At 75.9% G+C, this 22802-nt stretch carries 23 protein-coding genes; 12 read left to right on the forward strand and 11 right to left on the reverse strand.

Features of this window, described 5'->3' with window-relative positions:
- The first annotated feature begins 47 nt into the window (after nt 1-47).
- Nucleotides 48-752 carry an NAD(P)H-hydrate epimerase gene (locus ACYVHQ_RS10035; RefSeq protein WP_460512620.1) on the forward strand — a complete coding sequence of 235 codons (705 nt, stop codon included), beginning with the start codon at nt 48-50 and terminating at the stop codon, nt 750-752.
- Nucleotides 753-929: 177 nt separating this feature from the next.
- On the opposite strand, the gene ACYVHQ_RS10040 is transcribed toward ACYVHQ_RS10035, so the two are convergent.
- The 3 genes from ACYVHQ_RS10040 to ACYVHQ_RS10050 all read right to left on the reverse strand — a co-directional run bounded on the left by ACYVHQ_RS10040 (nt 930) and on the right by ACYVHQ_RS10050 (nt 4495).
- The gene (locus ACYVHQ_RS10040; protein WP_460512622.1) at nt 930-2477 is read right to left on the reverse strand and encodes an MDR family MFS transporter; all 1548 of its coding nucleotides are present in this window, start codon (nt 2475-2477) and stop codon (nt 930-932) included.
- Between the two features lie 198 nt (nt 2478-2675).
- The gene (locus tag ACYVHQ_RS10045) at nt 2676-3566 is read right to left on the reverse strand and encodes an ABC transporter permease subunit (protein ID WP_460512624.1); all 891 of its coding nucleotides are present in this window, start codon (nt 3564-3566) and stop codon (nt 2676-2678) included.
- Nucleotides 3563-4495 (reverse strand): ABC transporter ATP-binding protein, encoded by a 933-nt coding sequence (locus ACYVHQ_RS10050; RefSeq protein WP_460512626.1) that lies wholly within the window; start codon nt 4493-4495, stop codon nt 3563-3565. Before ACYVHQ_RS10050 ends, ACYVHQ_RS10045 begins: the two co-directional genes overlap by 4 nt.
- 138 nt (nt 4496-4633) lie before the next feature.
- Between ACYVHQ_RS10050 and ACYVHQ_RS10055 the strand changes: the two genes are divergently transcribed.
- Genes ACYVHQ_RS10055 through ACYVHQ_RS10065 form a run of 3 tightly spaced genes read left to right on the forward strand, consistent with a single transcriptional unit; the run spans nt 4634 to nt 6740 of the window.
- Nucleotides 4634-5356 carry a DedA family protein gene (locus ACYVHQ_RS10055; RefSeq protein ID WP_460512628.1) on the forward strand — a complete coding sequence of 241 codons (723 nt, stop codon included), beginning with the start codon at nt 4634-4636 and terminating at the stop codon, nt 5354-5356.
- A gap of 1 nt (nt 5357) precedes the next feature.
- Entirely contained in the window at nt 5358-6017 is a 660-nt protein-coding gene (locus tag ACYVHQ_RS10060) for a nucleoside/nucleotide kinase family protein (protein ID WP_460512630.1), read from the forward strand.
- Between the two features lie 42 nt (nt 6018-6059).
- Complete coding sequence (locus tag ACYVHQ_RS10065; protein ID WP_460512632.1) at nt 6060-6740, forward strand: histidine phosphatase family protein; 681 nt, start codon at nt 6060-6062, stop codon at nt 6738-6740.
- Nucleotides 6741-6827: 87 nt separating this feature from the next.
- Here the strand turns inward: ACYVHQ_RS10065 and ACYVHQ_RS10070 are convergent, their stop codons facing one another.
- On the reverse strand, nt 6828-8096 hold the full coding sequence (locus tag ACYVHQ_RS10070) for an FAD-binding protein (RefSeq protein WP_460512634.1): 1269 nt from the start codon (nt 8094-8096) through the stop codon (nt 6828-6830).
- A 248-nt stretch (nt 8097-8344) separates the two neighbouring features.
- Here ACYVHQ_RS10070 and ACYVHQ_RS10075 point away from each other — a divergent pair, with 248 nt between their 5' ends.
- From ACYVHQ_RS10075 to ACYVHQ_RS10085, 3 genes are read left to right on the forward strand one after another with little or no spacing between them, the layout of a single operon-like run.
- On the forward strand, nt 8345-9802 hold the full coding sequence (locus ACYVHQ_RS10075; protein ID WP_460512636.1) for a peptidoglycan DD-metalloendopeptidase family protein: 1458 nt from the start codon (nt 8345-8347) through the stop codon (nt 9800-9802).
- A 20-nt stretch (nt 9803-9822) separates the two neighbouring features.
- Nucleotides 9823-10410: a GNAT family N-acetyltransferase gene (locus ACYVHQ_RS10080; protein WP_460512637.1), complete on the forward strand. Its 588-nt coding sequence runs from the start codon at nt 9823-9825 to the stop codon at nt 10408-10410.
- Between the two features lie 10 nt (nt 10411-10420).
- Nucleotides 10421-10783, forward strand: a complete 363-nt coding sequence (locus ACYVHQ_RS10085) for a hypothetical protein (protein WP_460513172.1) — start codon at nt 10421-10423, stop codon at nt 10781-10783.
- Between the two features lie 15 nt (nt 10784-10798).
- On the opposite strand, the gene ACYVHQ_RS10090 is transcribed toward ACYVHQ_RS10085, so the two are convergent.
- Both ACYVHQ_RS10090 and ACYVHQ_RS10095 read right to left on the reverse strand, forming a co-directional pair.
- Entirely contained in the window at nt 10799-11683 is an 885-nt protein-coding gene (locus ACYVHQ_RS10090) for a hypothetical protein (RefSeq protein ID WP_460512638.1), read from the reverse strand.
- Between the two features lie 56 nt (nt 11684-11739).
- Complete coding sequence (locus tag ACYVHQ_RS10095; protein WP_460512640.1) at nt 11740-12612, reverse strand: DNA/RNA non-specific endonuclease; 873 nt, start codon at nt 12610-12612, stop codon at nt 11740-11742.
- A 171-nt stretch (nt 12613-12783) separates the two neighbouring features.
- On the opposite strand from ACYVHQ_RS10095, the gene ACYVHQ_RS10100 reads away from it, so the two are divergent.
- Entirely contained in the window at nt 12784-13011 is a 228-nt protein-coding gene (locus ACYVHQ_RS10100) for a hypothetical protein (RefSeq protein WP_460512641.1), read from the forward strand.
- A gap of 77 nt (nt 13012-13088) precedes the next feature.
- On the opposite strand, the gene ACYVHQ_RS10105 is transcribed toward ACYVHQ_RS10100, so the two are convergent.
- Entirely contained in the window at nt 13089-13970 is an 882-nt protein-coding gene (locus ACYVHQ_RS10105; RefSeq protein ID WP_460512643.1) for an HpcH/HpaI aldolase/citrate lyase family protein, read from the reverse strand.
- Nucleotides 13971-14210: 240 nt separating this feature from the next.
- Here ACYVHQ_RS10105 and ACYVHQ_RS10110 point away from each other — a divergent pair, with 240 nt between their 5' ends.
- From ACYVHQ_RS10110 to ACYVHQ_RS10120, 3 genes are all read left to right on the forward strand, one after another.
- Complete coding sequence (locus ACYVHQ_RS10110; RefSeq protein WP_460512645.1) at nt 14211-15665, forward strand: hypothetical protein; 1455 nt, start codon at nt 14211-14213, stop codon at nt 15663-15665.
- A gap of 82 nt (nt 15666-15747) precedes the next feature.
- A complete protein-coding gene (locus tag ACYVHQ_RS10115; RefSeq protein WP_460512647.1) occupies nt 15748-16476 on the forward strand; it encodes a hypothetical protein in 729 nt (242 codons plus the stop codon).
- A 143-nt stretch (nt 16477-16619) separates the two neighbouring features.
- Nucleotides 16620-17885 (forward strand): Nramp family divalent metal transporter, encoded by a 1266-nt coding sequence (locus ACYVHQ_RS10120; protein WP_460512649.1) that lies wholly within the window; start codon nt 16620-16622, stop codon nt 17883-17885.
- 76 nt (nt 17886-17961) lie between these two features.
- On the opposite strand, the gene ACYVHQ_RS10125 is transcribed toward ACYVHQ_RS10120, so the two are convergent.
- Nucleotides 17962-19041 (reverse strand): alpha/beta fold hydrolase, encoded by a 1080-nt coding sequence (locus tag ACYVHQ_RS10125; RefSeq protein ID WP_460512651.1) that lies wholly within the window; start codon nt 19039-19041, stop codon nt 17962-17964.
- Between the two features lie 188 nt (nt 19042-19229).
- Between ACYVHQ_RS10125 and ACYVHQ_RS10130 the strand changes: the two genes are divergently transcribed.
- Nucleotides 19230-19850, forward strand: coding sequence for an RBBP9/YdeN family alpha/beta hydrolase (locus ACYVHQ_RS10130; RefSeq protein WP_460512653.1), 621 nt, complete (start codon nt 19230-19232; stop codon nt 19848-19850).
- Between the two features lie 37 nt (nt 19851-19887).
- Here ACYVHQ_RS10130 and ACYVHQ_RS10135 read toward each other — a convergent pair whose 3' ends face one another.
- Genes ACYVHQ_RS10135 through ACYVHQ_RS10145 form a run of 3 tightly spaced genes read right to left on the reverse strand, consistent with a single transcriptional unit; the run spans nt 19888 to nt 22755 of the window.
- Nucleotides 19888-21180 (reverse strand): M18 family aminopeptidase, encoded by a 1293-nt coding sequence (locus tag ACYVHQ_RS10135; protein WP_460512654.1) that lies wholly within the window; start codon nt 21178-21180, stop codon nt 19888-19890.
- 49 nt (nt 21181-21229) lie between these two features.
- Nucleotides 21230-22174: a DNA-3-methyladenine glycosylase 2 gene (locus ACYVHQ_RS10140; protein ID WP_460512656.1), complete on the reverse strand. Its 945-nt coding sequence runs from the start codon at nt 22172-22174 to the stop codon at nt 21230-21232.
- Entirely contained in the window at nt 22171-22755 is a 585-nt protein-coding gene (locus ACYVHQ_RS10145; protein WP_460513174.1) for a DNA-3-methyladenine glycosylase I, read from the reverse strand. Before ACYVHQ_RS10145 ends, ACYVHQ_RS10140 begins: the two co-directional genes overlap by 4 nt.
- Nucleotides 22756-22802 lie beyond the last annotated feature (47 nt).

A 22802-nucleotide genomic window follows, 5' to 3' on the forward strand; every position in this document is an offset into this window, starting at 1 on the left:
TCCCACCCCGGCGGTCGGCGGCCGGTCGCGCGGGCCACCATGGCGGCATGGACGGGTACTCCGCCGCGCAGGTGCGCGCCGCCGAACGACCGCTGCTCGAGGCCGGGGAACCGCTCATGGCGCGCGCCGCCGCCGGGCTCGCCGCCGAGGTGCGGCGCCGCCTCCGGGCACGGCTCGCCGCCGCCGGGCGGGCCGACCGCGGTCGCGTGCTGCTGCTCGTCGGCAGCGGCTCGAACGGCGGGGACGCGCTGTTCGCCGGCGCCGAGCTCGCCGCCGAGGGGGTCGAGGTCACGAGCGTCGCCCTCGGCTCGCGCGTGCACGAGGACGGCTCCGCCGCCGCCACGGGCGCAGGAGTCGCGACCTCGCCCGTCGACGACTGGCAAGACCCCGCCACGGCCCGCGCCCGCCTCCGCGGGGTCGACGTCGTCGTCGACGGGATCCTCGGCACCGGCACCGGCGACGACCCCGCGCTCCGCGGTGCGGCCGCCGCGGTCGTCGCCGCGCTGCTGCCCGCGCTCGCCGGGGAGGGCGCCCCGATCGTCGTGGCCTGCGACCTGCCGAGCGGGACGGGACCGGACGACGGCGCCGTGCCGTCGCCGGTGGTGCTCCCCGCGGCCGTCACCGTGACCTTCGGGGCGTGCAAGGCGGGGCTGCTGCTGGCGCCGGCCCGCGACCTCGCCGGCGAGGTGGTCGTCGTCGACATCGGCCTCGGCCCTCAGCTCGCGGGGCAGGAGCCGCTCGTCCGCGGCTGAGCCGGCCCGCCCCTCCTGCGCCGCCGCCGCGCGGCCGCGCCGCCGCGCCGCGCCGCCGCCGTGCCGGTCCACCCCAGGAACACGCGTGCACCCCAGGAACGGGTCTGGGGTGCAGGCGGGTTCCCGGGGTGCGGGCGGGCGGGCGCGCGCGCCGGGGCGGCGGCGTGCCGGCTGCGGTCAGTGCCCCATCGGGACGCCGTCGGCGGGCAGGTTCGCCGGGCGGCGCACGAAGAACGCGCCGACGACCGATACGAGCGAGATGCACGCGCCCACGAAGAACGCCGAGCTCACGCCCTCGGCCGCGGCCGTCACGTCGCCCGCGCCGTCGCTGCTGGCGGCTGCCGCGGCGAGCGTCATGGTCGTGATGAACAGCGCGGTGCCGGCCGCGCCCGCGACCTGCTGGATCGTGCTCACGGTCGCCGAGCCGTGCGAGTACAGCTTCTGCGGCAGCGAACCGAGGCCCGAGGTGAACAGCGGCGTGAACGTGAAGGCCAGGCCGATGCTGAGCAGCACGTGCATCGCGAGCACGAACGGGATCGGCGTCGCCTCGTCGACGGTCGTGAAGGCCCACAGCGCGGCGCTCACGACGATCGTGCCGGGCACGACGAGCGGCGTCGGGCCGAAGCGGTCGAACAAGCGGCCGACGACGGGGGCGAGCACGCCCATGACGATGCCGCCGGGGAGCAGCAGGAGGCCCGTCGGCAGCGTGTCGAGCCCGTGCACCTGCTGCAGGTAGAGGGGCAGCAGGATGAGCGTGCCGAAGAGGGCGATCATGCTCACGCCGAGCACGGTGGTCGAGATCGTGAACGCCTTGGAGAGGAAGACGCGGAGGTCGAGCAGGGCCGCGTCCCTCTTCTGCAGCGAGCGCTGGCGCAGGACGAACGCGACGAGCGAGAGGGCGCCGACGACGACGGGCACCCACGCGGGCACCGCTGCCTCGCCACCCTCGCCGAGCGTGGCGAGGCCGTAGACGAGCCCGCCGAAGCCGAGCGCCGAGAGCACGATCGAGAGGCCGTCGAGGGGGGCGCGACGGGGCGTGGAGACGTTGACGATCTTCCAGGCGCCGAGCGCGAGGGCCGCGAGGGCGATCGGCAGCACGAAGAGGAACATGGCGCGCCAGCTGAACGCCTGGAGGATCAGGCCCGAGATGGTCGGTCCGACCGCGGGCGCGACCGAGATGACGATCGAGATGTTGCCCATGGTGCGGCCGCGCGTGGCCGGCGGCACGAGGTTGAGCACCGTGGTGATGAGCAGCGGCATCATGATCGCCGTGCCGCTGGCCTGCACGACGCGGCCGAGCAGGAGCACGCCGAACCCGGGCGCGAGGGCCGCGACGAGCGTGCCGGTGCTGAACAGGGTCATGGCCGCGAGGAACACCGGGCGCGTGTTGAAGCGCTGGAGCAGGAACCCCGTGACGGGGATCACGACCGCCATCGTGAGCATGAACGCGGTGGTCAGCCACTGGCCGGCCGTGGCGGTGATGCCGAGGTCGGCCATGAGTCGCGGCAGGGCCACGCCCATGATCGTCTCGTTGAGGATCACGACGAACGCCGACACGAGCAGCAGCCCGATGACGAGGCGGTCGCGGGCGGCCAGCGCCGCGTCCGTGCCGTCGGGGGCGCGCCCGTCGGCGGCGGCGCCCGTGGGCTCGGCGACCCGGCCGGGGGCGCCGGTGCGGTCCGTCCCGTCGGCGTCGGTCGTGCTGGTGGTCGTTCCGTTCGTCACGGGCGTGCTCCTCGCTCGGGCGGTGCCGACCGGGCGGGCCCGGTCGGGTGCAGCTGGATGTGTCAGGGGGTGCGCGCCCGGGGGATCGGTCCGACGCGGTGCACCGCTCCGGGACAAGCGTCGGCCGGTCGGGATCATTCCCGACCGGCCGATCGATCTGCGCGACGCGTGTCGCTCAGCGCTGGTGCTGCGTGCCGCTCACACGTCGCGGCGCTTCACGAGGGCGAGGCCGATCACGAAGAAGAGGACCACCCAGCCGGCCAGCACGAGCGCTGCCTGCCAGGGGTCCAGCACGATCGCGCCGTCCACCGGCGGCAGCACGAACGGGTTGTCGCTGCCCTCGAGCGTGTACTCGTACATGCGCGTGGCGGCCTGCGCCGGTGAGAACTCCTGCAGGTCGCTCGGCCAGGCCGCGTCCTGCACGCTGTTGACGAGGAGCGCGAACAGGATCGGCAGCACGAAGACGATGCCCACGGCCGCGGCGATCGCGCCGGCGCCGTTGCGGATGATCGCGCCGATGCCGAACGCCATCATCGCGATGAGCGCCACGCTCCCCGCCGCCGCCAGCAGGGCGGTCCACAGCTTGCCGTCGCCGAGGTCGGGGGAGACCCCGGCGCCGTCGAGCAGGGGCAGCGAGACGCCCAGTGCGCCGAGCAGGCCGAGCGCCGAGGCGACGAGCGTGAGCAGGCCCACGAGCAGCACCTTCGCCACCAGTGCCGCGGTGCGTCGGGGCACGGCCGCGAAGGTCGAACGGATCATGCCCGTGCCGAACTCGCCCGTGATGATCAGGGCACCGAGCACGGCCGCGATGAGCTGGGCGAAGACGATGCCGATGGTCAGCGCGGAGAGCGCCAGCTGCTGGTCGAGGCCCTCGGGCGCCGGGGCGCCCGGCGTGCCCTCGGGGCCCGAGCCCGTGACGCTCGAGAGCAGGGCGGCGAAGCCGACGATGACGACGACGATGAGGGCGGCGCACCACCACGTCGAGCGGAGGCTGCGCAGCTTGATCCACTCCGAGCGGAGCACGCCGCCGAAGGTGACGCCGCGGCCGGCGGAGTGGCCGGTGCGGGCGGGAGCGGTGGTCGTGGTCATCGTGCGGCCTCCTGCGGTGCGCCGGTGGTCCCGGCGTGGTACTCGACGGCGTCCTGCGTGAGGGCCAGGTAGGCGTCCTCCAGGGAGCGCTCGACGGGGGTGAGCTCGTGCAGCGCGAGACCGGCCGAGGCCGCGACCTCACCGACGCGCGCGGCGCTGACGCCGCGCAGCTCGACCAGCCCGGGCTCGAGGGCGACGACGTCGGTCGCCTCGGGCCGGACGAGGCCGACGAGGTGGTCGACGTGCGGGCTGCGCACGCGCGCGCCCACGCCGGAGGCCCCGCTGATGACGTCGCGGAGCGGCGAGTCCGCCAGCACCCGGCCGCGGCCGAGCACGATGAGGTGGTCGGCCGTCTGGGCCATCTCGCTCATGAGGTGCGAGGAGAGGAACACCGTGCGCCCCTCGCCCGCCAGGTGGCGGCACAGCTGGCGGACCCAGGTGACGCCCTCCGGGTCGAGGCCGTTCACGGGCTCGTCGAAGATGACCGTCCGCGGGTCGCCGAGCAGGGCGGCCGCGATGCCGAGGCGCTGGCCCATGCCGAGCGAGAACCCGCCGACGCGCTTCTTCGCGACCGGCTCGAGGCCGGTGAGGCCGATGACCTCGTCCACGCGCCTCCTGCCGATGCCGTGCGTCGCGGCCATGGCGAGCAGGTGGTCGCGCGCGCTGCGGCCCTTGTGCACGGCCTTCGCGTCGAGCAGGACGCCGACCTCGTGCAGCGGCGCCCGGTGCGCCGCGTACGAGGTGCCGTTGACCGTCACGGTGCCCGAGGTGGGGCGGTCGAGGCCCACGACCATGCGCATGGTCGTCGACTTGCCGGCACCGTTCGGGCCCAGGAACCCGGTCACCACGCCGGGGCGCACCGTGAACGTGACGTCGTCGAGGGCGGTCTTGGGGCCGTAGCGCTTCGTGAGTCCGTGGGCTTCGATCATGCGGTCGTCTCCATGCTGCCGACCGTACCGAGGGGTCCGCCCCGGGCGCATCCCCCGCTCGGCCGACCCGCGGGGTCGATCCCACGGCCGACCGCACGGTGCCAGGGGCGCGACGACAGCCGTTGCTAGGGTGCCCCGGTGACGATCGCCGCGACCCTCGCCTCCCTGCCCGCCGCCCTGCCCCTGCTCGGCGGCTTCACGCTGTTCGAGCCACAGGAGTTCCTGCCGCAGTTCGGGCCGTGGGCGCTCGGCATCGTCGCGCTCATGGTCTTCGTCGAGTCGGGCGTGCTGTTCCCGTTCCTGCCCGGCGACAGCCTGCTCTTCACCGCGGGCGTGCTGCACGAGCCGCTCGGCCTGCCGATCTGGCTGCTCGCGGGCACGGCCTTCGTCGCGGCGTTCCTCGGCGACCAGGTCGGCTACCTGCTCGGCAACCGCTTCGGCCGCCGCCTCTTCAAGGACGACGCCCGCGTGCTCAAGACCGCCTACCTCGAGAAGGCCGAGGCGTTCTTCGCCCGCCACGGCGGCAAGTCGCTGATCCTGGGCCGCTTCGTGCCCATCGTGCGCACGTACGTGCCGCTGGCCGCGGGCACGGCCGGGTACCGCTACCCGCGGTTCCTCTTCTTCAACGTCACGGGCGCGTTCCTCTGGGCGGTCGGCCTCACGGTGCTCGGTTCGCTGCTCGGGGGCGTGCCGATCATCGCCGACCACATCGACCTCTGGGCGATCGTGCTCGTGCTGCTCTCGGTGCTGCCGATCGTCCTCACCGGCCTGCGCAAGGTCACCGTCACGAGGCGCGAGAAGGCCGCCGCGGCGCGCCTCGAGGCCGAGGGGCGTGCCTCCGGCCGCACGGCGCACGAGTGACGTGAGCGCGCGCCCGATCGCGTCGCCGGCCGACGCCCTGGCCCGCGTGGGCGTGCTCCGCACGGAACGGCCCGGCCGCCGCCTCCTCGTCGGCGTCGCCGGCGAGCCCGGCAGCGGCAAGAGCACCGTCGCGGCCTCCGTCGTCGCCGCGCTGGTCGCGTCGGGGGTGCCGGCCGTCGGCGTGCCCATGGACGGGTTCCACCTCGCCGGCTCGACCCTGGCGCGGCTCGGCCGCCTCGATCGCAAGGGCGCGATCGACACCTTCGACGGCGAGGGCTACCTGGCCCTCCTGCGCCGCCTGCGGGAGCACGCACCGGTCACCGTCTGGGCCCCCGACTACGTCCGCGGCGTCGAGGAGGCGCTCGGCGGCGCCATCGAGGTCGGCCCCGAGATCGAGGTGGTCGTCAGCGAGGGCAACTACCTGCTCGTCGACGAGGGGCCCTGGCGGTCGGTCCGCGACGTCGTCGACGAGACCTGGGCGGTGGAGGTGCCCCGGGACCTGCGCCTCGACCGGCTCGCCGCCCGGCACGCGGCGTTCGGCATGGCGCAGGAGGCCGCCCGGGCCTGGGCGGAGGGTCCCGACGAGGCCGCCGCGCGGCTGGTGCGCCCCACCCTCGTCCGCGCCGACGCGCGCGTCGACGGCGCCGGGGCCTGGGCCTGAGGCGCGGCCGCCTCGTCGGCGGCGGCCCGTAGGCTGGGCGTCATGCGCCTCCTGCTCGTCCGCCACGGCCAGACGCCCGCCAACGTGCTCGGCGAGCTCGACACCGACGTCCCGGGCCCCGGGCTCACCGACCTGGGGCGGCGCCAGGCCGCCGCGCTGCCGTCCGCGCTCGCGGGCGAGTCCCTCGGCACCGTCGTGGTGACCGACCTCGTGCGCACCCACGAGACCGCCGCCCCGCTGGTCGCCGCGCTCGGGATCGAGCCGCTGCAGATCGGCGAGCTGCGCGAGATCAGCGCCGGCGACCTCGAGCGGCGCTCCGACCCCGAGGCCGTGCACGCCTACCTCTCGGCGGTCGTCGGCTGGGCCGAGGGCGACCTCGACCGGCAGGTGCCCGGCGGCGAGTCGGGGCACGAGTTCTTCGCCCGCTACGACGCGGGGATCGCGAGCGCCGTCGCCGCCGCGCACGCCGCCGGGCACGGCACGCTCGCCGTCGTCAGCCACGGAGCGGCCATCCGGTGCTGGGCCGCCGGCCGGTCCACGGGGCGCGACGAGGGGTTCCTCCGCACCCACCAGCTCGAGAACACGGGCGTCGTCGTGGTCGAGGGCGAGCCCGACGACGGCTGGCGGCTGGTCGACTGGCACGGCGACGCCGCGGGCGGGGCGCAGCTCGGGGACGCCGGTCGTCCCGACCCGACGGGCGAGGGCGTGCCCGACGGCCGATAGGCCCCTGGTCGCCACCGGGGTCGTGCCCGACGGGGCGTGCGCGCCGGACCGGGGCCGCGCCTCCTGCGCGGTGGCAGGAGGGGCCGGTCAGCCGAGCAGGCGCTCCAGGTAGGGCCCGCGGAAGGCCCCCTCGGGGTCGACGCGGGCGACGAGCGAGGCGAAGTCGTCGAGCCGTGGGAAGGCCACGGCGAGCTGCTCGCGGGGCATCGACGAGAGCTTGCCCCAGTGCGGGCGGGGCCCCCACGCGCCGAGCGCGCGCTCGACCCGCGGCACCAGCTCGCCGACCTCGCGGGGGTGGTCCTTCCACGTGAACGCGATGGCCAGGCTGTCGACGGGGGTGGGGGAGAGCCACTGGTCGTCGCCCGCGACGACGCGCGTCTCGCAGGTGTGCAGGTGCGGCCGGAGGTCGGCGCCGAAGCGCTGCAGCGCCCGGAGGGCCGCCGCGCCGTGCTCGAGCGGCACGAAGTGCTCGCTCTGCAGCTCGGAGCCCACCGAGGGCGTGGCGTCGATCCTGAAGTGCGGCAGGCGGTCGGGCCAGGCGCCCACGGTGCCGTCCATCGGGGTCATGTGCGACGGTGCCACGTCGTCGGCGGCCGCCACGCGCTCGTGCTCGTCGACCTGCCGGCGTCGCGCGCCGAAGAGCTCGTCGGGGACGTCGACGTCGTCGCGGCCCTCGGGTACGCGCGTCTTGACCAGCAGCTCGCGCACGGTCTCGTCGAACTCGTGGAACAGGCTCACGCTGTAGCCGGCCGCGAGGACGTCGACGAGCGAGTCGTCGACGGCCGACCAGGGCAGGTCGAGGTAGGTGTCCTGCCGCATCCGGAAGCTGGGCTGCACGTCGAGCTCGACGGCCACGACGACCCCGACCGCGCCCAGGGCGAGCACGCTGCCGCCGAAGTCGGCGTCGCCGCGGGCCACGCGGCGCAGCGACCCGTCCGCGCCGACGATCTGGACCGCGGCGACCTGGCTCGCCAGCGACCCCAGGGCCAGGCCCGAGCCGTGCGTGCCCGTCGAGATCGCGCCGCCCACCGAGATGTGCGGCAGGGAGCCCGTGTTGAGCAGGGCCAGGCCCTGGGCCTCGAGGGCGGTCGCGACGACCGCGTAGGTGGAACCGGCCGAGACGGTGGCGGTCCTCCGGTCGGCGGCGACCTCGAGCTGCGCGGGCAGCAGCTCCGTGGAGACGAGCAGGCCGGGACCGTCGGCGACGTCGCTGAAGCTGTGCCGCGTGCCGAGCGCGCGCACCCGGCGGGCGCCGCGGACGAGCTCGCGCAGCTCGTCGACCGACCCCGGCCGGGCGACCCGCTCCGCGGAGTACTCGAGGTTGCCGGCCCAGTTGCGCACGCGTGTCGTCGTCACGGGGGGAGTCTCGCACGCCGAGGTCCGCTCGCGACCGGCGGTGGGGACACGGGCACCGGGGCCGCGGGGCGCCCGCTCGAAGACCTCTCCTCCCCACGACTGGGGTGCGGGGCTTCCCCGCAGGCCTTCGATCCACGGTTTACCCTTCCGCGCTTCCCGCCTAGGCTGGTCCGGATCCTCCCCCCGTCGCCCCGACGGCCGCCGCGCGCGGACGCCAGGGCGGTGACCACCGAACGATTGGCACCTCCTTGACCTCGTCCCGCCGCACGCTGGCCAGCGCCCGTCACCGTCCCGCGATCGCAGGCGCCGGTGCAGGGGTCGGCGCGGCGAAGCGGTTCGGCGGCGCGACCTCGGCGCTGCTGCTGGCGCTCGTGGTCGTCGTGGCGGGCGTCGGCACGAGCTCGCCCGCCCAGGCCGCGAGCTACCCGTCGTGGGACGACGTCGCGGCGGCGCGCGGCAACGAGAACGCGAAGCAGGCGCAGATCCGCGAGCTCCAGTCGCTCATCAGCGGCCTGCAGGCCGACGCGTCGTCGAAGCAGGCCGAGGCCGAGCGCCTCGGCGTCGCCTTCCAGGAGGCGCAGGAGGCCGCCGACCTGCAGGCCGTCGAGGCCGCCGACCTCCAGGCCCAGGCCGACGAGCAGGACGCGATCGCCACGGCGAGCGAGCAGCGCGCCGGGCAGGTGACCGCCCAGCTGGCGCGCACCGGCGGCGGCAACGTCACCACGCAGCTCGTCGGCGACACCGACGGTGCCGACGACCTCCTCTACCGCCTCGGCACCATGAGCAAGCTCACCGAGCAGACCAACGGCATCCGCGAGCAGGCCGTCCAGGACCGCAACACGGCGCAGTCGCTGACCGACAAGGCCGTCGTCGCACGCGACGCCCTCGCGAAGAAGAAGGCCGACGCGCAGAGCTCGATGGACGCCGCCCAGCAGGCCTCCGACGCCGCCGCGGCGGCCGTGGCCGAGAAGGAGGCCAACGAGGGCCAGCTGCAGGCGCAGCTGTCGCTCCTCCAGGACGCCACCGCCGAGACCGAGGCCGGCTTCGCCGCGGGCGTGGCCGAGGCCAAGCGCATCGCCGCCGAGAAGGCCGCCGCCGAGGCCGCCGCCCGTGCTGAGGCCGAGGCCGCGGCCCGTGCCCAGGCCGAGGTCGACGCCCGTGCCGCCGCTGCGGCCGCTGCGGCCGCCGCGGCAGCACCCCGGCCGTCCGCGCCCCGCCCGTCGGCGCCGGCCCCGGCTCCCGCACCGAGCCGACCCGGCAACGGCGGCGTCGTCGCGCCCCCGCCCGCCCAGGGCGGCTCCGGCTGGGTGCGTCCCGGTGGTGGCTACATGTCGAGCCCCTACGGCTACCGCGTCAACCCCGTGACCGGCGTGTGGAAGCTCCACGAGGGCATCGACCTGGCCCCCGGCTGCGGCACGCCGATCTACGCGGCGTCGGCCGGCACCGTCAACTACGCCGGGTACTACGGCGGCTACGGCAACTACGTGCGCATCTCGCACGGCGGAGGCGTGTCGACCGCCTACGGTCACATCCTGAACGGCGGCATCCGCGTCGCCAACGGCCAGCGCGTCGCCGCCGGCCAGCTCGTCGCCCTCGTCGGTTCGACGGGCAACAGCACGGGCTGCCACCTGCACTTCGAGACCCGGATCAACGGGAGCCCCACCGACCCGGTGCCGTTCATGGCCGCGCGGGGCGTGCGCTTCTGAACCGGTGCCACGATGGTGGGGTGACGACGATCGACCCGACCAGCACCTCCGCCCCCGAGGGCACCACCAGCGACGCGCCGTACGCCGTGCACGCGGACGCCGAGCCCACGACCCCCGACCTGCGCCTCGAGCAGGTGCCCTTCGACGACCCCCGTGCCGCGCGACTGCGCGACGACATGGACCGCGAGATGACCGCGCGCTACCGCGACCCGGGCGTCGACGAGCCCGCCGAGCTCGTCGCGGCCCGCGAGGCCGCGCTGCGCCTGTCGGCCGAGCACGTCGTCGCGACGCTGCTCGTGCTCGACCACGACGACCGCGTGCTCGGCCACGCCGCGATCCGCCGTCGCGGGGACGACTGGGAGGTCAAGCGGGTCGTCGTCGTCGACGGCCAGCGCGGTCGGGGCATCGGCAGGAGGCTCATGGCCGAGGTCGAGCGCCTCGCCCACGCGGCCGGCCAGCCCCGCCTCGTGCTGCAGACCGGTGCACGGCAGCCCGACGCCGTCGCGCTCTACGAGAAGATCGGCTACGTGCGGATCCCCCTGATCCCCGAGTACGCGGAGACCATGCCCGCGTCGTTCATGTACGAGAAGGTGCTCGACCGTGCCTGAGGGCCGCCGCGTGCTGTCGGTCCGCGAGGTCGCCCAGCGCCTCGACGTGCCCGTCGAGATGGTGCGGCGGCACGGCCTCAGCGGCCGCGTGCCCGAGGCGACCGTCGTCGCCCTCGAGGCCGAGCCTCCTGCGTGGTTGCTGCAGTCGCGGGCGAACCGCACGGGCGCGCCGGTCTGGGTGGAGCTCGCGTGCGTGGTCTGCGGTCACGCCGAGAAGGAGCGGCCCAAGAAGTGGTGGCCGGAGTGGACGCACCTCAGCTGCTTCCGGCACGCCCCGACCGAGGCGCCGGCCCCCGCCGAGGGCACCGTCCGCCGCGAGGTCGACGGCATCGGCAGCCAGTTCGTCGCGCTCGTCGACGAGCCCGTCGCCTGACCCGGGCGACCGCGGTCAGGCGTAGCGGATGCTGCTCGGCGGCTCGAGCCCGGCGAGCAGGTGCACGTACGCCTGTCGGGCGTCGTCCGCGAGCATCTGCCGCTGGATGTGCTGGTCGTGCCAGTGCACGAGGTCGGCGGGCGTGACGTCGTCGACGTCGTCGGCCACGAAGTACGTGAACGCGACCGCGAGGCCCTCGTGCTCGAGCGTGCGGCGGTAGCCGAGCGGCGCACGGGTGGCGGCGTCGACGAACGACTCCCAGCCGGGGTCGGAGGGGTCGTGCAGCTCCACGTCGACGCGGGGGTGGGCCGCGCTGGCCACGGGTGCGACGACCCTCGTGCCCAGGGGCGCCCGCACGCGCAGCGGCGTCGCGGGGACCGTGCCGGTCCCCGCCGTCGCAGGGCCACCGGACCCGCCGGTCGGGGGCAGCGGAGGCGGCGTGCTCAGGTCGCGCCCCTCGACGACGTCGTCGAGCAGGCGCTCGACGGCCGCGTCGATCCAGCCCGAGAAGAGGGTGAGCAGCCGGACGGTGCTGCGCAGCCACGTCTCGAGCGCCCGACGGTCGTCCTCGTCGAGGTCGTCCCCGCCCAGCGAGTGCAGGTGGAAGTCGGCCGCCTCCACCGACCACTCCCACGAGAGCACGGCCCGGGTGAGCGCGTCGACGCGGGGCAGCACGGCCAACGTGCCGCGTCGCAGGCCCGGCGCGAAGTGCAGCTCGGGCTCGTCGAGCAGGTGTCGGACGGGGTCGGCCGCGGACCGGGCGGCAGGAGGCACCAGGAAGACCGCCTCGACGTCGCGCCACGGCGTCGCGCGGCCCGGCACGGCGTCGTCTCCCCGCAGCACCGTCAGCGAGCGGGCGAGGTCGCCGTGGGTCGCGGGGGTGAGATCGGGGGCGGGCACGGCCGCACATCTTGCCACACCCTCCCGGGCGGGCCTGGGGAGCGCCGCCCGTCGGGTCAGAGCGCGACGTCGGCGGTCTCGGCGAGCGGCAGCCACGTGCCCGCCGTCCCGGCGGGCGGCTGCGCGGTCGGCAGCGGCCGCAGGGCGTCGACGACCGCGAGCTGCGAGAACTCGAGGCCCGTGAGCTCGGCGACGTCGCGGACCGGCACCTGGAAGGTCCGGAACGGCCCCAGCGGCGGCGGGTCGCCGGCCGTGCGGTCGCTCGTGACGCCGCGCGCGAGGTCGGCCTCGTCGAGCTCGGACGACTGGTCGAGCACGAACGCGGCGGCGCGCACGTTCGCCCCGCCGTCCACCGCCCACGCGGCCACCTTGAAGAACAGCAGCGGCAGCTGCACCCCGCGGTACGTCGGGTCGTCGGGCCGCAGCACGGGACCGGTGAACACGGTGAGCCGCTGACGGTGGGCCCGCGCGTGCTCGAGGACGTGGTCCTCGAGGCCGAGCCACAGCTCCTTCGACTGGTTGAAGCCCGACGCCTGGGGTGCCGCGTTCGGGTAGGCGAAGGTGTCGAGGTTCGCCCGGGAGGCCACGCCGGGCGTGCCCCACACCGGGTCGCGCCGGCGCACGAGGTGCCCCCGGTCGAGGTCGTTGCGGGCGTAGAGCTCGCCGCCGACCTGCTCGCCCTCGGGCACGCGCGGGTCGAGGTGCCAGTCGTCGCCCCGTTCGAGGTCGACCAGCCGCGCGCCGTCGACGTTGACCGCGGTCAGGGCCGCCAGCCGTCGCTGCGGGTCGAGCAGCACCGTGAAGTGGGCGTAGGGCAGCGTGCGCACCACGCGGCCGCCCGTGTCGGGCAGGGGCACCCGCACTCCCAGGAACCCCGGGTCGTAGCCGTGCTCGGTGACGTCGTCGGGGGAGTCGGTGGCGATGCTCATGCGGCCATGATGCCGACGGCCACCGACGCGCGGCCGCGGCCCGTGCCTCCTGGCCCCGTCCCTGGACGCGCCCTCCACGGACGCCCCGGCCGCGGACGGCGCGGCCCCCGCGGTGCATCCTGGGTCGTGGCGAGGTGCACGCCCCGCCGCCACACCCGAAGGAGGAGACGCATGAGCGACATCGAGAACCCGCGCGACCCCGCCGACGCCGACGTCGTCGACCCGCTGGTCGACCCGATCGCCGACGACGAGACGGCCGACGACGACACGGTCACGGGCGTCGACGCCGAGCGCGCCGTGCCCACCGGCGTGGACGACTTCGACATCGACATCACGGAGTCCGAGGGACCCGACCTCGAGGCCGGCGACGACCTCGACACCGGGGCCGCCGCCTCCTGACCCGCGGCCGCGATCCGACGGCCGGAGGCCCGCCCAGCAGGGCGCGCCTCCGGCCGTCGCGTCGTGCGCGCCCCGGCTCAGCTGGCGGGCTGCACGCCGAACGCCGTCGCCAGCTTCTCGATCTTCTGGGCCCGGCCGAGGCGCGGCAGGTCGCTGCCGTCGCGGATGACCCGGCCGCGGCCCTCGAAGTCCGCGAGGAAGTCGTGCGCCCAGGCGACGTCCGACGGGGTCGGGCTGATGACCTCGTTGATGACGGGCAGCTGCTCGACGTCGAGGCACAGCTTGCCGGTGAGGCCGAGGGCCACCGCGACCGACGACTGCTCGCGCAGCACGGGATGGCTGCTGCCGACCGTGGGGCCGTCGATCGGGCCGGGGAGACCGCCGATCCGGCTCGCGACCACGAGGCGCGAGCGCGGGTACGCCATCGCCAGGTCGTCGGCGCTCGTGCCCGTGTCGCGGCGGTAGTCGCCGCTGCCGAAGGCCAGGCGGAAGGCGCCGCGTGCCCTGGCGATCGCGGGGGCCTCCTCGATGCCGAGCGCCGACTCGACGAGGGCGAGCACGCGCGTGCCGCCGCCGAGGCGGTCGGCCGTCTCGGTGACGTGCTCGGGGGCCTCCGTCTTGGCGAGCATGACGCCCTGCAGGCCCGGCAGGCCCACGAGCGCGTCGACGTCGTCCGACCAGAACGCGGTGGAGCGGTCGTTGATCCGCACCCAGGCGGTCCCGCCGCCGCGGAGCCAGGCGACGACGTCGTCGCGGGCCGCGGGCTTGCGGGCCGGGTCGACGGCGTCCTCGATGTCGAGGACCACCTGGTCGGCGCGCGAGGCGGCGGCGGGGTCGAACCGCTCGGGGGCCGTGCCGGGGACGAGCAGCCACGAGCGGGCGATGTCGGCGGCGGGGCGCTCGCGCCGTGTGCTGCGGCCGGGGGCCGGGGTGGTCGTGGTCTCGGGGGTGTCCGTCATGCCGTCCTCGCTGCCGTTGTCCTCCGACCACGGTAGCGTGCGCCCGCGCGTCCGCCCCGGTGCCGCCCGGCCGCGCATCCGCCCCGGGCGTCCGCTCCGGGCGTCCTCGCCCGCGAGTCCGCCGAGAGCGGCGAGGCCTCCGGCCCTCGGGCACCGTGCGGGCGTACCGTTCAGCGAGATCACAGGCGCCGCTCTCGACGTCGGCGCCCGTGCCCCGAGCACCGAACACAGGAGTGAGCCATGACCGATCCGAACGGACCCGCGTCCGACCGTCCCGACGACCGCCGCCCCCTCGACGGCGAGCGCGACGGGGACGCGACCGCCTCCGATCAGCGCGACCCCTCCGCTGGTGGCGCGTCCGACGACCACCGCCCCGCCGGAGCCCCCACCGACTTCGGTGCGGCCGACGGCCCCGCGATCGACTTCGGCGCCCCCGCCGCCCCGGCCGGGTCGAGCCCCGCCGACGGCCGGGCCCCGTACGGCAGCGGTGACGCCGGTCGGGGCGAGCCCTCGATCCCGGCTCGTGCGCCCGGCGACGACGCCGACGCGCCCATCGCCGACGGTGGGGACCGTCCCTTCGGCTCGACCGACCGTGACGGCCGTGACGCGCTGCCGCAGGCGGACGTCGACGGCGAGGTCGTCTCGACGGAGCGCAGCGAGCAGGGGCACGGCACGGCCGCCGACCACTCCGAGACGGAGCGCCTCGACGGTGCCGGCGTGGGCATCGGCTCCGCCGCCACCGGTGGCGTGGGCGCAGCCGTGGCCGGCGGGTCGGGCGACGGCGACCGTCGCCCGCTGCACGACGACGACGCGCTGCGGGCCGCCGAGGCGCACCAGGCCGCGCCGAGCGACCGCGGCGACCAGGGCGGCCGCGTGCCCCCGATCGCCGAGCGCACCTCCGACGACCACCGCGACGGCGTGCGCGACGACCGCGACGGCGACGCGCGCGACGACCGCGACCGTGACGGCGACGCGGGCCGCGACCGCGAGGCCCCCCGGGTGCCCGCCTGGTCGACCGCCGGTGCCGCCGGTGCCGCCGGTGCGGCGGGCGGGGCTTCCGGTGCCCGACCGTCCGGCAACTACCCCCTCGTGCACGAGGAGAACCCCGACCGGACCACCGTGCGCCGCCAGACGCTCATCGCCCAGCGCGACGAGTTCAGCGGCATGAAGTTCGGCGCGGGCCTGCTGGGCTGGTTCGCCGCGACGGGCTTCGGCGTGGTGCTCTTCGCCCTCTTCGCCGCCGTGGTCGGCGGGATCGTGGCGAGCCAGGCCGACGGCGCCTCGCGTCAGCAGTACCTCGACGACAACGCGCAGACCGGGGCGATCACCGTCGCGATCGCCGTGGGCGTCATCGTCCTGCTGGGCTACTTCGTCGGTGGCTACACGGCCTCCCGCATGGCCCGCTTCAGCGGCTTCAAGCAGGGCCTCGCGGTCTTCATCTGGGGCGTCGTCATCAGCGTCGTGCTGACCATCGTCGGCCTCGTGGCCGGTGCCCAGGGCGCCGGTGGCCCCATGGGCGACTTCGGCGGCTCGAGCGACGTCTCGCTGCTCGGCTCGCCGGCCCTCGACGCGGTCGTCGCCGTGCTCGTGCTGCTCGTGCTCGCCTTCGGCGGCGCCGTGCTCGGCGGGCTCGCCGGCCAGCGCTACCACCGCCGCGTCGACCGCTTCGAGCCCGTGGAGTGGCCCGAGGCCTAGGCCGCCCCGGCCCGGTCGGCGACCCCCAGCCGGCCGGGCCTACGCTGGTCACGACCAGGACCGCCCAGACAAGGAACCCGTCATGCTCCGCACCCCCCGCTCCTCCGCCACGACGACCGCGCTCGGCCTGCTCACCGCCGGGGTCCTCGCCCTCTCGCTCGCGGCCTGCTCGTCGACCTCGGACTCGTCCGGGCACAACACCGCACCCGTGCACCGCGAGAACGCCGAGCGCGCCGACGAGGCCGGCGGCGAGTCGTCGCCCGCCGAGAGCCCGCTGGCGATGATCCCCGCGTTGACGGACGGCGTCGACACGCAGGTCACCGTCGACGAGGGCTTCGTCGAGGCGCTGACGACGCTCGGGCTCACCCCGGGCACCGTCGGCTCCGCGTCGTTCGCGGACGGCGTCTTCGCGTTCCCGATCACGGGCGGCAACGTCACCTACTTCGACCCGGAGGGCGAGGTCCGCCCCTACGTCCAGGGCGAGATCCAGCACGACGGCTCGGGCATCAGCCTGACGGCCGGCGACACGGTCGTCGAGCTGTCGAACTTCGACATCGATCCCGGCACCTCCGAGCTGTACGGCGACGTCTCGGTCGACGGCACCGTCGCGGCCATGCACGTCGTGGTGTTCGACCTCTGGGGCGGCACCCTCGAGCCGTTGCGCACCGAGGGCACGAACGCGGTGCTCGAGGGCACGACGGTGCACGTGAGCGAGGGCGCCGCCGAGCTGCTCAACGAGGCCTTCGGCACGCAGCAGGTCGAGGGCGGCTTGCTCGTCGGCGAGGCGAAGATCACGGTCGCGACCGAGTAGCCACGACGGTCCACGACGACGGCGCGCCTCCTGCAGGAGGCGCGCCGTCGTCGTCCGTGGACCTCGCCTCGCTCCCGCGCGGCGCCGTGCGGTTCGTCGAAAGCTGGTGTTCGTGGACCCGAACATCTCGCTATGCTCGCAGCATGAGCCGTTCCGCGACCGACGACGCGTCCGCGCCCCGACCGGCCGGGGCCTCCGGACGGCGCCCCCGAGGGCTCCTGCTCGGGCCCGCCTTCGTCGCCGCGATCGCGTACGTCGACCCCGGGAACGTCGCCGCCAACCTGACGGCCGGGGCCGAGTACCAGTACCTGCTGCTCTGGGTGCTCGTGCTCGCCAACGCGATGGCCGTGCTCGTGCAGTACCTCTCGGCGAAGCTCGGCGTCGTCACCGGGCGGTCGCTGCCCGAGGTGCTCGGCGGGCGATTGCGCCGCGGCCCCCGCTTGGCCTTCTGGGGCCAGGCCGAGGTCGTCGCGGCCGCGACCGACGTCGCCGAGGTCATCGGCGGGGCCCTCGCCCTGCACCTGCTCTTCGGGGTGCCGCTCGTCGTCGGGGGCCTGATCACGGGTGCCGTCTCGATGGGCCTCCTGCTGCTCACCCGCTACCGCGGCGGGCGCGTCTTCGAGGGCGTCATCGTGGCGATGCTCGCGGTGCTCGCGGTCGGCTTCTGCGCGGGCCTGCTCTTCGCGCCGCCCTCGCCCTCCGGCATGCTCGGGGGGCTCGTGCCGCGCTTCGAGGGCACCACGTCGGTGCTGCTCGCGACCTCGATGCTCGGCGCGACGGTCATGCCGCACGCCGTCTACCTGCACAGCGCCCTCGCCCGTGACCACCACGGCACCGTCGCCGAGGGGGCCGACCGGCACCGGGTGCTCCGGGCGACGCGCGTCGACGTCGTGCTCGCCCTGATCGTCGCCGGCGCCGTCAACATCGCCATGCTCGTGCTCGCCGCCGCGACCCTCTCCGGGCGCACCGGCACGGACACGATCCCCGGGGCGCACGCCGCCATCGAGCAGGCGCTCGGTCCCGTGGTCGGCGTGCTCTTCGCCGTCGGGCTGCTCGCGTCCGGCTTCGCCTCGACGTCGGTCGGCGCCATGGCCGGCGCCGAGATCATGAAGGGGCTGCTGCACGTGCGGATCCCGCTGCTCGTGCGGCGCGTCGTCACCCTCGTGCCGGCGCTCGTGCTGCTCGCGACCGGGATCAGCCCCACGTGGCTGCTCGTGCTCAGCCAGGTCGTGCTGAGCTTCGGCATCGCGTTCGCCATCGTCCCGCTCGTGCTCGCCACGAGCGACCCCGCGATCATGGGATCGGCGCGGAACGCGCTCGGCACGCGCGTCGCCGCCTGGGCGGCGACGGCCGTCGTCGTCGTGCTCAACGTGGCCCTCGTCGTGCTCACGGTGGGCGGGCAGGCGTAGCCAGCGCGCGCCGCGCCACGGCGTCCGAGGTCCGCGAGCGACCCGGGCACCGGGCCCGGGCAGGGTGCCCGGGCCGCTACGGGGCGTCGGTCGCGCCCTCGGCCCGGTCCTGCGCGCCCTCGGCCTGGTCCTGGGCGCGCTCGTAGGCGCGGTCCATCACCTCGGCGTGGGCGGTCTTGGCCTCGCCGAGCGCCTCGTCGTCGTCGCGCGACACCGCCACGCTCTGCTGCACCCGGGTCGCGACGTCGGCGACGAGGTCGCCGAGGCTCGGGTCGAAGGCCTCGCGCTCGTCGCCCGGGCCGGCGCCGTCGTACTCGTGCACCTCGGGCGGGCCGACGTCGTCGAGCCGGTGCTCGGCGTGCGCGACGCAGAGCTTCGCGACCTCGTTCGCGTGCGCGTGCATGACCGAGTGCGCGGCGTTCGGCATCTCCCAGAGGCGGGCGTGCGGCATCAGCCGCCCGATGCGCTCGATCCACGCACGGTCGGCGACGTGGTCGTGCTCGCCGCGGATCACGAGCGTGTCGGCCTGGACGAGGGGCAGCTGGTCCTCGATGCGGTAGTGCATCATCGCGGGCAGGATGCGCGAGAACCAGCGGATCCCGCACTGCAGGTACGCGGTCACGGCCAGCACCTTCACACGGCCGGGCTCGTGCCACGCCGAGTGCAGGAACCGCAGGGCCTGTCGGACCACGCGCCTCTGCGCCGGGTCGACGACCGGGCCGATGAGCACGAGCGTCGACAGCTCGTGGCGCCGCGCGGCCAGGTCCACGACGACCTGGGTGCCCATGGAGTGGCCTACCACGACCGGGTCGTGCAGCTCGAGCTGGTCGATCGCCGCGCCGACGAGGTCGGCGTACTGCCGGATGCTCATGGCCTCGCCGGGGTGGGGCACGCCCGCGAACCCCGGCAGGTCGAGCGCGTGCACGGGGCCGTACTCGTTGAGGTTCGGGGCCAGGCGCTCGAAGTAGTCGGACGAGACGCCGATGCCCGGCACGAGGACGAACGGACGCTCGCCGCTCGACCCGATGGTGCTGACGCGCGCGTAGACGTCGCCCTGCTGCACGCGCGACACCGTGACGGTGGTCGACGACTGCTCGCGGTCGCGCCGGCGCGGGTGCGGCAGGCGCGGGCGCGGCAGCGGCGGGCGGCGGGTCATCGGACCAGTGTGGCACCGGAGGCCGTCCGCCCTCTGGGCGGCGGCCGCAGCGCGTGCCGCGGGGGCTCCACCGCGGCACGTCGCCGACACCGCGGCACCGACGGACGTGCCGCGGTGTCGCGGACGTGCCGCGGTGTCGGGGACGTGCCGGGCGCGCGCCCGGCCGGGCGCTCTGCCAGGGTGGCCGCATGGACCTGCCCACGCCCTCGAGCTTCCTCCTGCTGCACGGCTGGGAGAACGAGCGCCCGCCGGGGCACTGGCAGCGCTGGCTCGCGACGGAGCTCGCGCGGCACGGGCACGACGTGCGCTACCCGCAGCTGCCGTCGCCGCACGAGCCCGACCCCGCCGCGTGGGAGGCGACGATCCGCGCGAACCTGGCCACGCTCACCGAGGGGCCGGTCACCGTGCTCGCGCACAGCCTGGGCACGATCGCCTGGCTGGCCCTGCAGGCCGGGGACGCGCCCGTCGCGGTCGACAGGGTCGCGCTGGTGGGGCCTCCTGACCTGGCGCTCGTCGCGCAGGAGCCCGCGATGCACGCCTTCGTGCCCGAGGCGCGGATCGGCCCCGCCGACGGGGGCCCGCTCCACCACGGCGCCCGGGGCGAGGCCGTCGTGGTCGCGGGCGACGACGACCCGTGGCTGCCGCGGGGCGTGGCCGACACCTGGCGTGCCCTGCTGGAGGTGCCGCTGCACGTCGTGCCCGGCGGCGGGCACCTCACGCCCGAGAGCGGCTACGGCCCCTGGCCACCCGTGCTCGAGTGGGCCCTCGGCGCCCCCGCTCACCGCGCCTTCGGCGACCCGCTGGCCTGACGCGGGTCGCGGCACGCGCCGGGGCAGGAGGCGCGGCCTACGCGGTCGGGGCGAGGAACGCCTGCGCCGCGAGGGCCAGGTAGCCGGGGTCGTCGGCGCCGCACAGCTCACGGGCCGAGTGCATGCCGAGCAGGGGCACGCCGACGTCGATGGTGCGGATGCCCAGCCGCGTCGCGGTGATCGGCCCGATCGTCGAGCCGCAGGGCACGGCGTTGCTCGAGACGAACTCCTGGAAGGGGACCCCGGCCTGCGCGCAGGCGCGGACCCACTCCGCCGCCCCGAGCCCGTCGGTGGCGTAGCGCTGGTTCGCGTTGATCTTGAGCAGGGGCCCGCGGTTGACGACGGGCTGGTTCGCGGGGTCGTGCCGCTCGGGGTAGTTGGGGTGCACGGCGTGGCCGGCGTCGGCGGAGAGCACCCACGAGGCCGCGGAGGCCCGACGACGGTCGGTGCCGGAGGCGCCCAGGCCGGCCCCGATGCGCGCCAGGACGTCCTCGAGGAAGGGGCCCGCGGCTCCGGACGGCGTCGCCGAGCCCACCTCTTCGTGGTCGAACGCCGCGAAGACGGGGATCGCGTCGAGCTGCACCGCCGCGTCGGCGGCGGCCGTCGCGAGCAGGGCGACGAGCCCGGCGTGCGTCGCCGAGAGGTTGTCCATGCGGCCGGAGGCGAACAGGTCGCCCTCGAGGCCGAGCACCGCGGGGGCCTGCGTGTCGGCGACGACCACGTCGTAGCCGGCGACGTCGTCGCCGCGGAGGCCGGCGAGGCCCGCGAGGTGGCCGAGGACGTCGGCCTCGTCGAGCGGGGTCGCGCCCACGACCGGGGCGAGGTGGCGCTGCGGGTCGAGCTTCAGCCCCTCGGCGTTGACGGCGCGGTCGAGGTGCACGGCCAGCTGCGGGATCCGCAGGAGGGGCCCGGTGCGCACGAGGTGCGTCTCGCCCGTGCGCGTCACCAGCCGCCCGGCGAGCTCGAGGTCGCGGTCGAGCCACGAGTTGAACAGCGGACCGCCGTAGACCTCGACGCCGACCTGCACCCAGCCGCGCGTGCCGGTGGTCGACCTCGGCTTCAGCTTGAACCCGGGGGAGTCGGTGTGCGCGCCGACGATGCGGAAGGGCGTCGTGGCGTGCGCCGTGTCGGGCTGGACCCAGGCGATGACGGCGCCGTCGCGCACCACGTACCGGCGACCCGGACCGGTGGGCCACTCGGCGGTCTCGTCGAGCGCGGTGAAGCCGGCGGCGTCGAGGCGGCGGGCGGCCTCGGCGGCGGCGTGGAAGGACGAGGGCGAGGCCTGGACGAAGCGGGCGAGATCGTCGAGGTGGGGGCGCTGGGGAGTCATCGGGACCAGCATGCCACCGGGCGCCGACGTCCGAGGGCAGGAGGTGGGCTCAGCCGAGCGCGTCGGCCCAGAGGTGGAAGAGCGCGTACGCCCGGTGCGGCGACCAGGCCGCGCCGGCGGCGTCGACCTCGCGCGCGGTGCGGCCGCCCAGGGCACGGCGCAGCACGAGGTCGCCCGACGGCCACGCGTCACGGTCGCCGAGCGCGCGGACGGCGAGGTACTCGACGGTCCACGGCCCGACGCCGGGCAGGGCGAGCAACGTGCGACGGGCCTCGGCCCGGTCGGCCCCGGGGTGCACCTCGAGCCCGTCGGCGAAGGCCGCGGCCACCGCGTGCAGCGTGCGGGCCCGCGCGTTCGTCACGCCGACGGCGGCGCGCAGCTCGTCGACGTCGACGTCGGCGACGGTCCGCGCGGAGGGCCAGGCGAGGAGACCGCCGGCGCCCGGAGCGGCGACGCCGTGCGCCGAGACGAGCCGCCCCGCGAAGGTGCGGGCCGCGGCGAGCGACACCTGCTGGCCGAGCACCGTCGCCGCCGCGGCCTCCCAGCCGACGGGGTGCCCGGTGACGCGGATCCCGGGCCGGCGGGCGAGGGAGGGACCCAGCACGTCGTCGCGGGCGAAGGTCGCGGCGACGGCGTCGAGGTCGGCGTCGAGGTCGAGCCACCGCCGGACCACGTCCACGAGGCCGGCCAGCTCCTCGTCGTCGAGGCGGGCGCCACCGGCGGGCGTGGCCGTCAGGTGGACGTGGTCGGTGGCGAGCCGCAGGTCGAGGCGGACGTGGCCCGGGTCTCCTGCGCCGCCCGGGTCGCTCGTGCGGTCCGCGTCCCTCGTGCTGCCCGGGGCGAGGACTCCGCGCGGCACGACCCGTGCGTGCGTGCACGCCGCACGGTCGACGAGCTCGGCGCCCGGGACGGCGTGACCGGCGAGGAGGCCGAGCGCGTGGTCGAGGTCCCAGGGGCCCGCGACGGGCAGGGAGGTGCTGCGGACGACGGTCACGTGGGCCACACGCCCGACGACCCCCGCCGGTGGCTGCCCACGAGGTGAGTGTCGACGAGGCCGACCGCCTCCATCAGGGCGTGCATCGTGGTCGGGCCGACGAACGAGAACCCGTGGCCCTTGAGCGCCCGCGAGAGCGCGACCGACTCGGGGGACGTGGTGGGCACCTCGGCCGTCGTCGTCGGGCGGGGGGTCTCGGCGGGGCGGTGCGACCAGATCAGCTCGGCCAGGCCCCCGGAGGCCCGCAACGCCACGGTCGCCCGCGCGTTGCCGATCGTCGCGTCGACCTTGCGCCGGTTGCGCACGATGCCCGCGTCGGCGAGCAGGCGGTCGCGGTCGGCGTCGTCGTAGCGCGCGACGACGTCGGGGTCGAAGTCGTCGAACGCGGCGCGGAACGCGGGCCGCTTGCGCAGGATCGTGGCCCAGGAGAGGCCGGACTGGAACGCCTCGAGGCTGAGCCGCTCGAACAGGCCGCGCTCGTCGCGCACGGGCAGGCCCCACTCGTCGTCGTAGTAGGCCCGCAGCAGCGGGTCGACGGCCGCCCAGGCCGGTCGGGCGAGCCCGTCGTCGCCGACGACCAGGCCGGAGGTCGAGGTCGCGCCCGGCGCACGGGTCGCGCCGGCCCCGC

The organism is Frigoribacterium salinisoli, assembly GCF_054781095.1.

What these genes read in the sequence shown, in the direction of transcription:
- ACYVHQ_RS10035 (WP_460512620.1), top strand. Translation starts at nt 48, where the DNA reads ATGGACGGGTACTCCGCCGCGCAGGTGCGCGCCGCCGAACGACCGCTG.
- ACYVHQ_RS10045 (WP_460512624.1), bottom strand. Translation starts at nt 3,566, where the DNA reads ATGACCACGACCACCGCTCCCGCCCGCACCGGCCACTCCGCCGGCCGC.
- ACYVHQ_RS10050 (WP_460512626.1), bottom strand. Translation starts at nt 4,495, where the DNA reads ATGATCGAAGCCCACGGACTCACGAAGCGCTACGGCCCCAAGACCGCC.
- ACYVHQ_RS10065 (WP_460512632.1), top strand. Translation starts at nt 6,060, where the DNA reads ATGCGCCTCCTGCTCGTCCGCCACGGCCAGACGCCCGCCAACGTGCTC.
- ACYVHQ_RS10095 (WP_460512640.1), bottom strand. Translation starts at nt 12,612, where the DNA reads ATGAGCATCGCCACCGACTCCCCCGACGACGTCACCGAGCACGGCTAC.
- ACYVHQ_RS10100 (WP_460512641.1), top strand. Translation starts at nt 12,784, where the DNA reads ATGAGCGACATCGAGAACCCGCGCGACCCCGCCGACGCCGACGTCGTC.
- ACYVHQ_RS10105 (WP_460512643.1), bottom strand. Translation starts at nt 13,970, where the DNA reads ATGACGGACACCCCCGAGACCACGACCACCCCGGCCCCCGGCCGCAGC.
- ACYVHQ_RS10110 (WP_460512645.1), top strand. Translation starts at nt 14,211, where the DNA reads ATGACCGATCCGAACGGACCCGCGTCCGACCGTCCCGACGACCGCCGC.
- ACYVHQ_RS10115 (WP_460512647.1), top strand. Translation starts at nt 15,748, where the DNA reads ATGCTCCGCACCCCCCGCTCCTCCGCCACGACGACCGCGCTCGGCCTG.
- ACYVHQ_RS10120 (WP_460512649.1), top strand. Translation starts at nt 16,620, where the DNA reads ATGAGCCGTTCCGCGACCGACGACGCGTCCGCGCCCCGACCGGCCGGG.
- ACYVHQ_RS10125 (WP_460512651.1), bottom strand. Translation starts at nt 19,041, where the DNA reads ATGACCCGCCGCCCGCCGCTGCCGCGCCCGCGCCTGCCGCACCCGCGC.
- ACYVHQ_RS10130 (WP_460512653.1), top strand. Translation starts at nt 19,230, where the DNA reads ATGGACCTGCCCACGCCCTCGAGCTTCCTCCTGCTGCACGGCTGGGAG.
- ACYVHQ_RS10135 (WP_460512654.1), bottom strand. Translation starts at nt 21,180, where the DNA reads ATGACTCCCCAGCGCCCCCACCTCGACGATCTCGCCCGCTTCGTCCAG.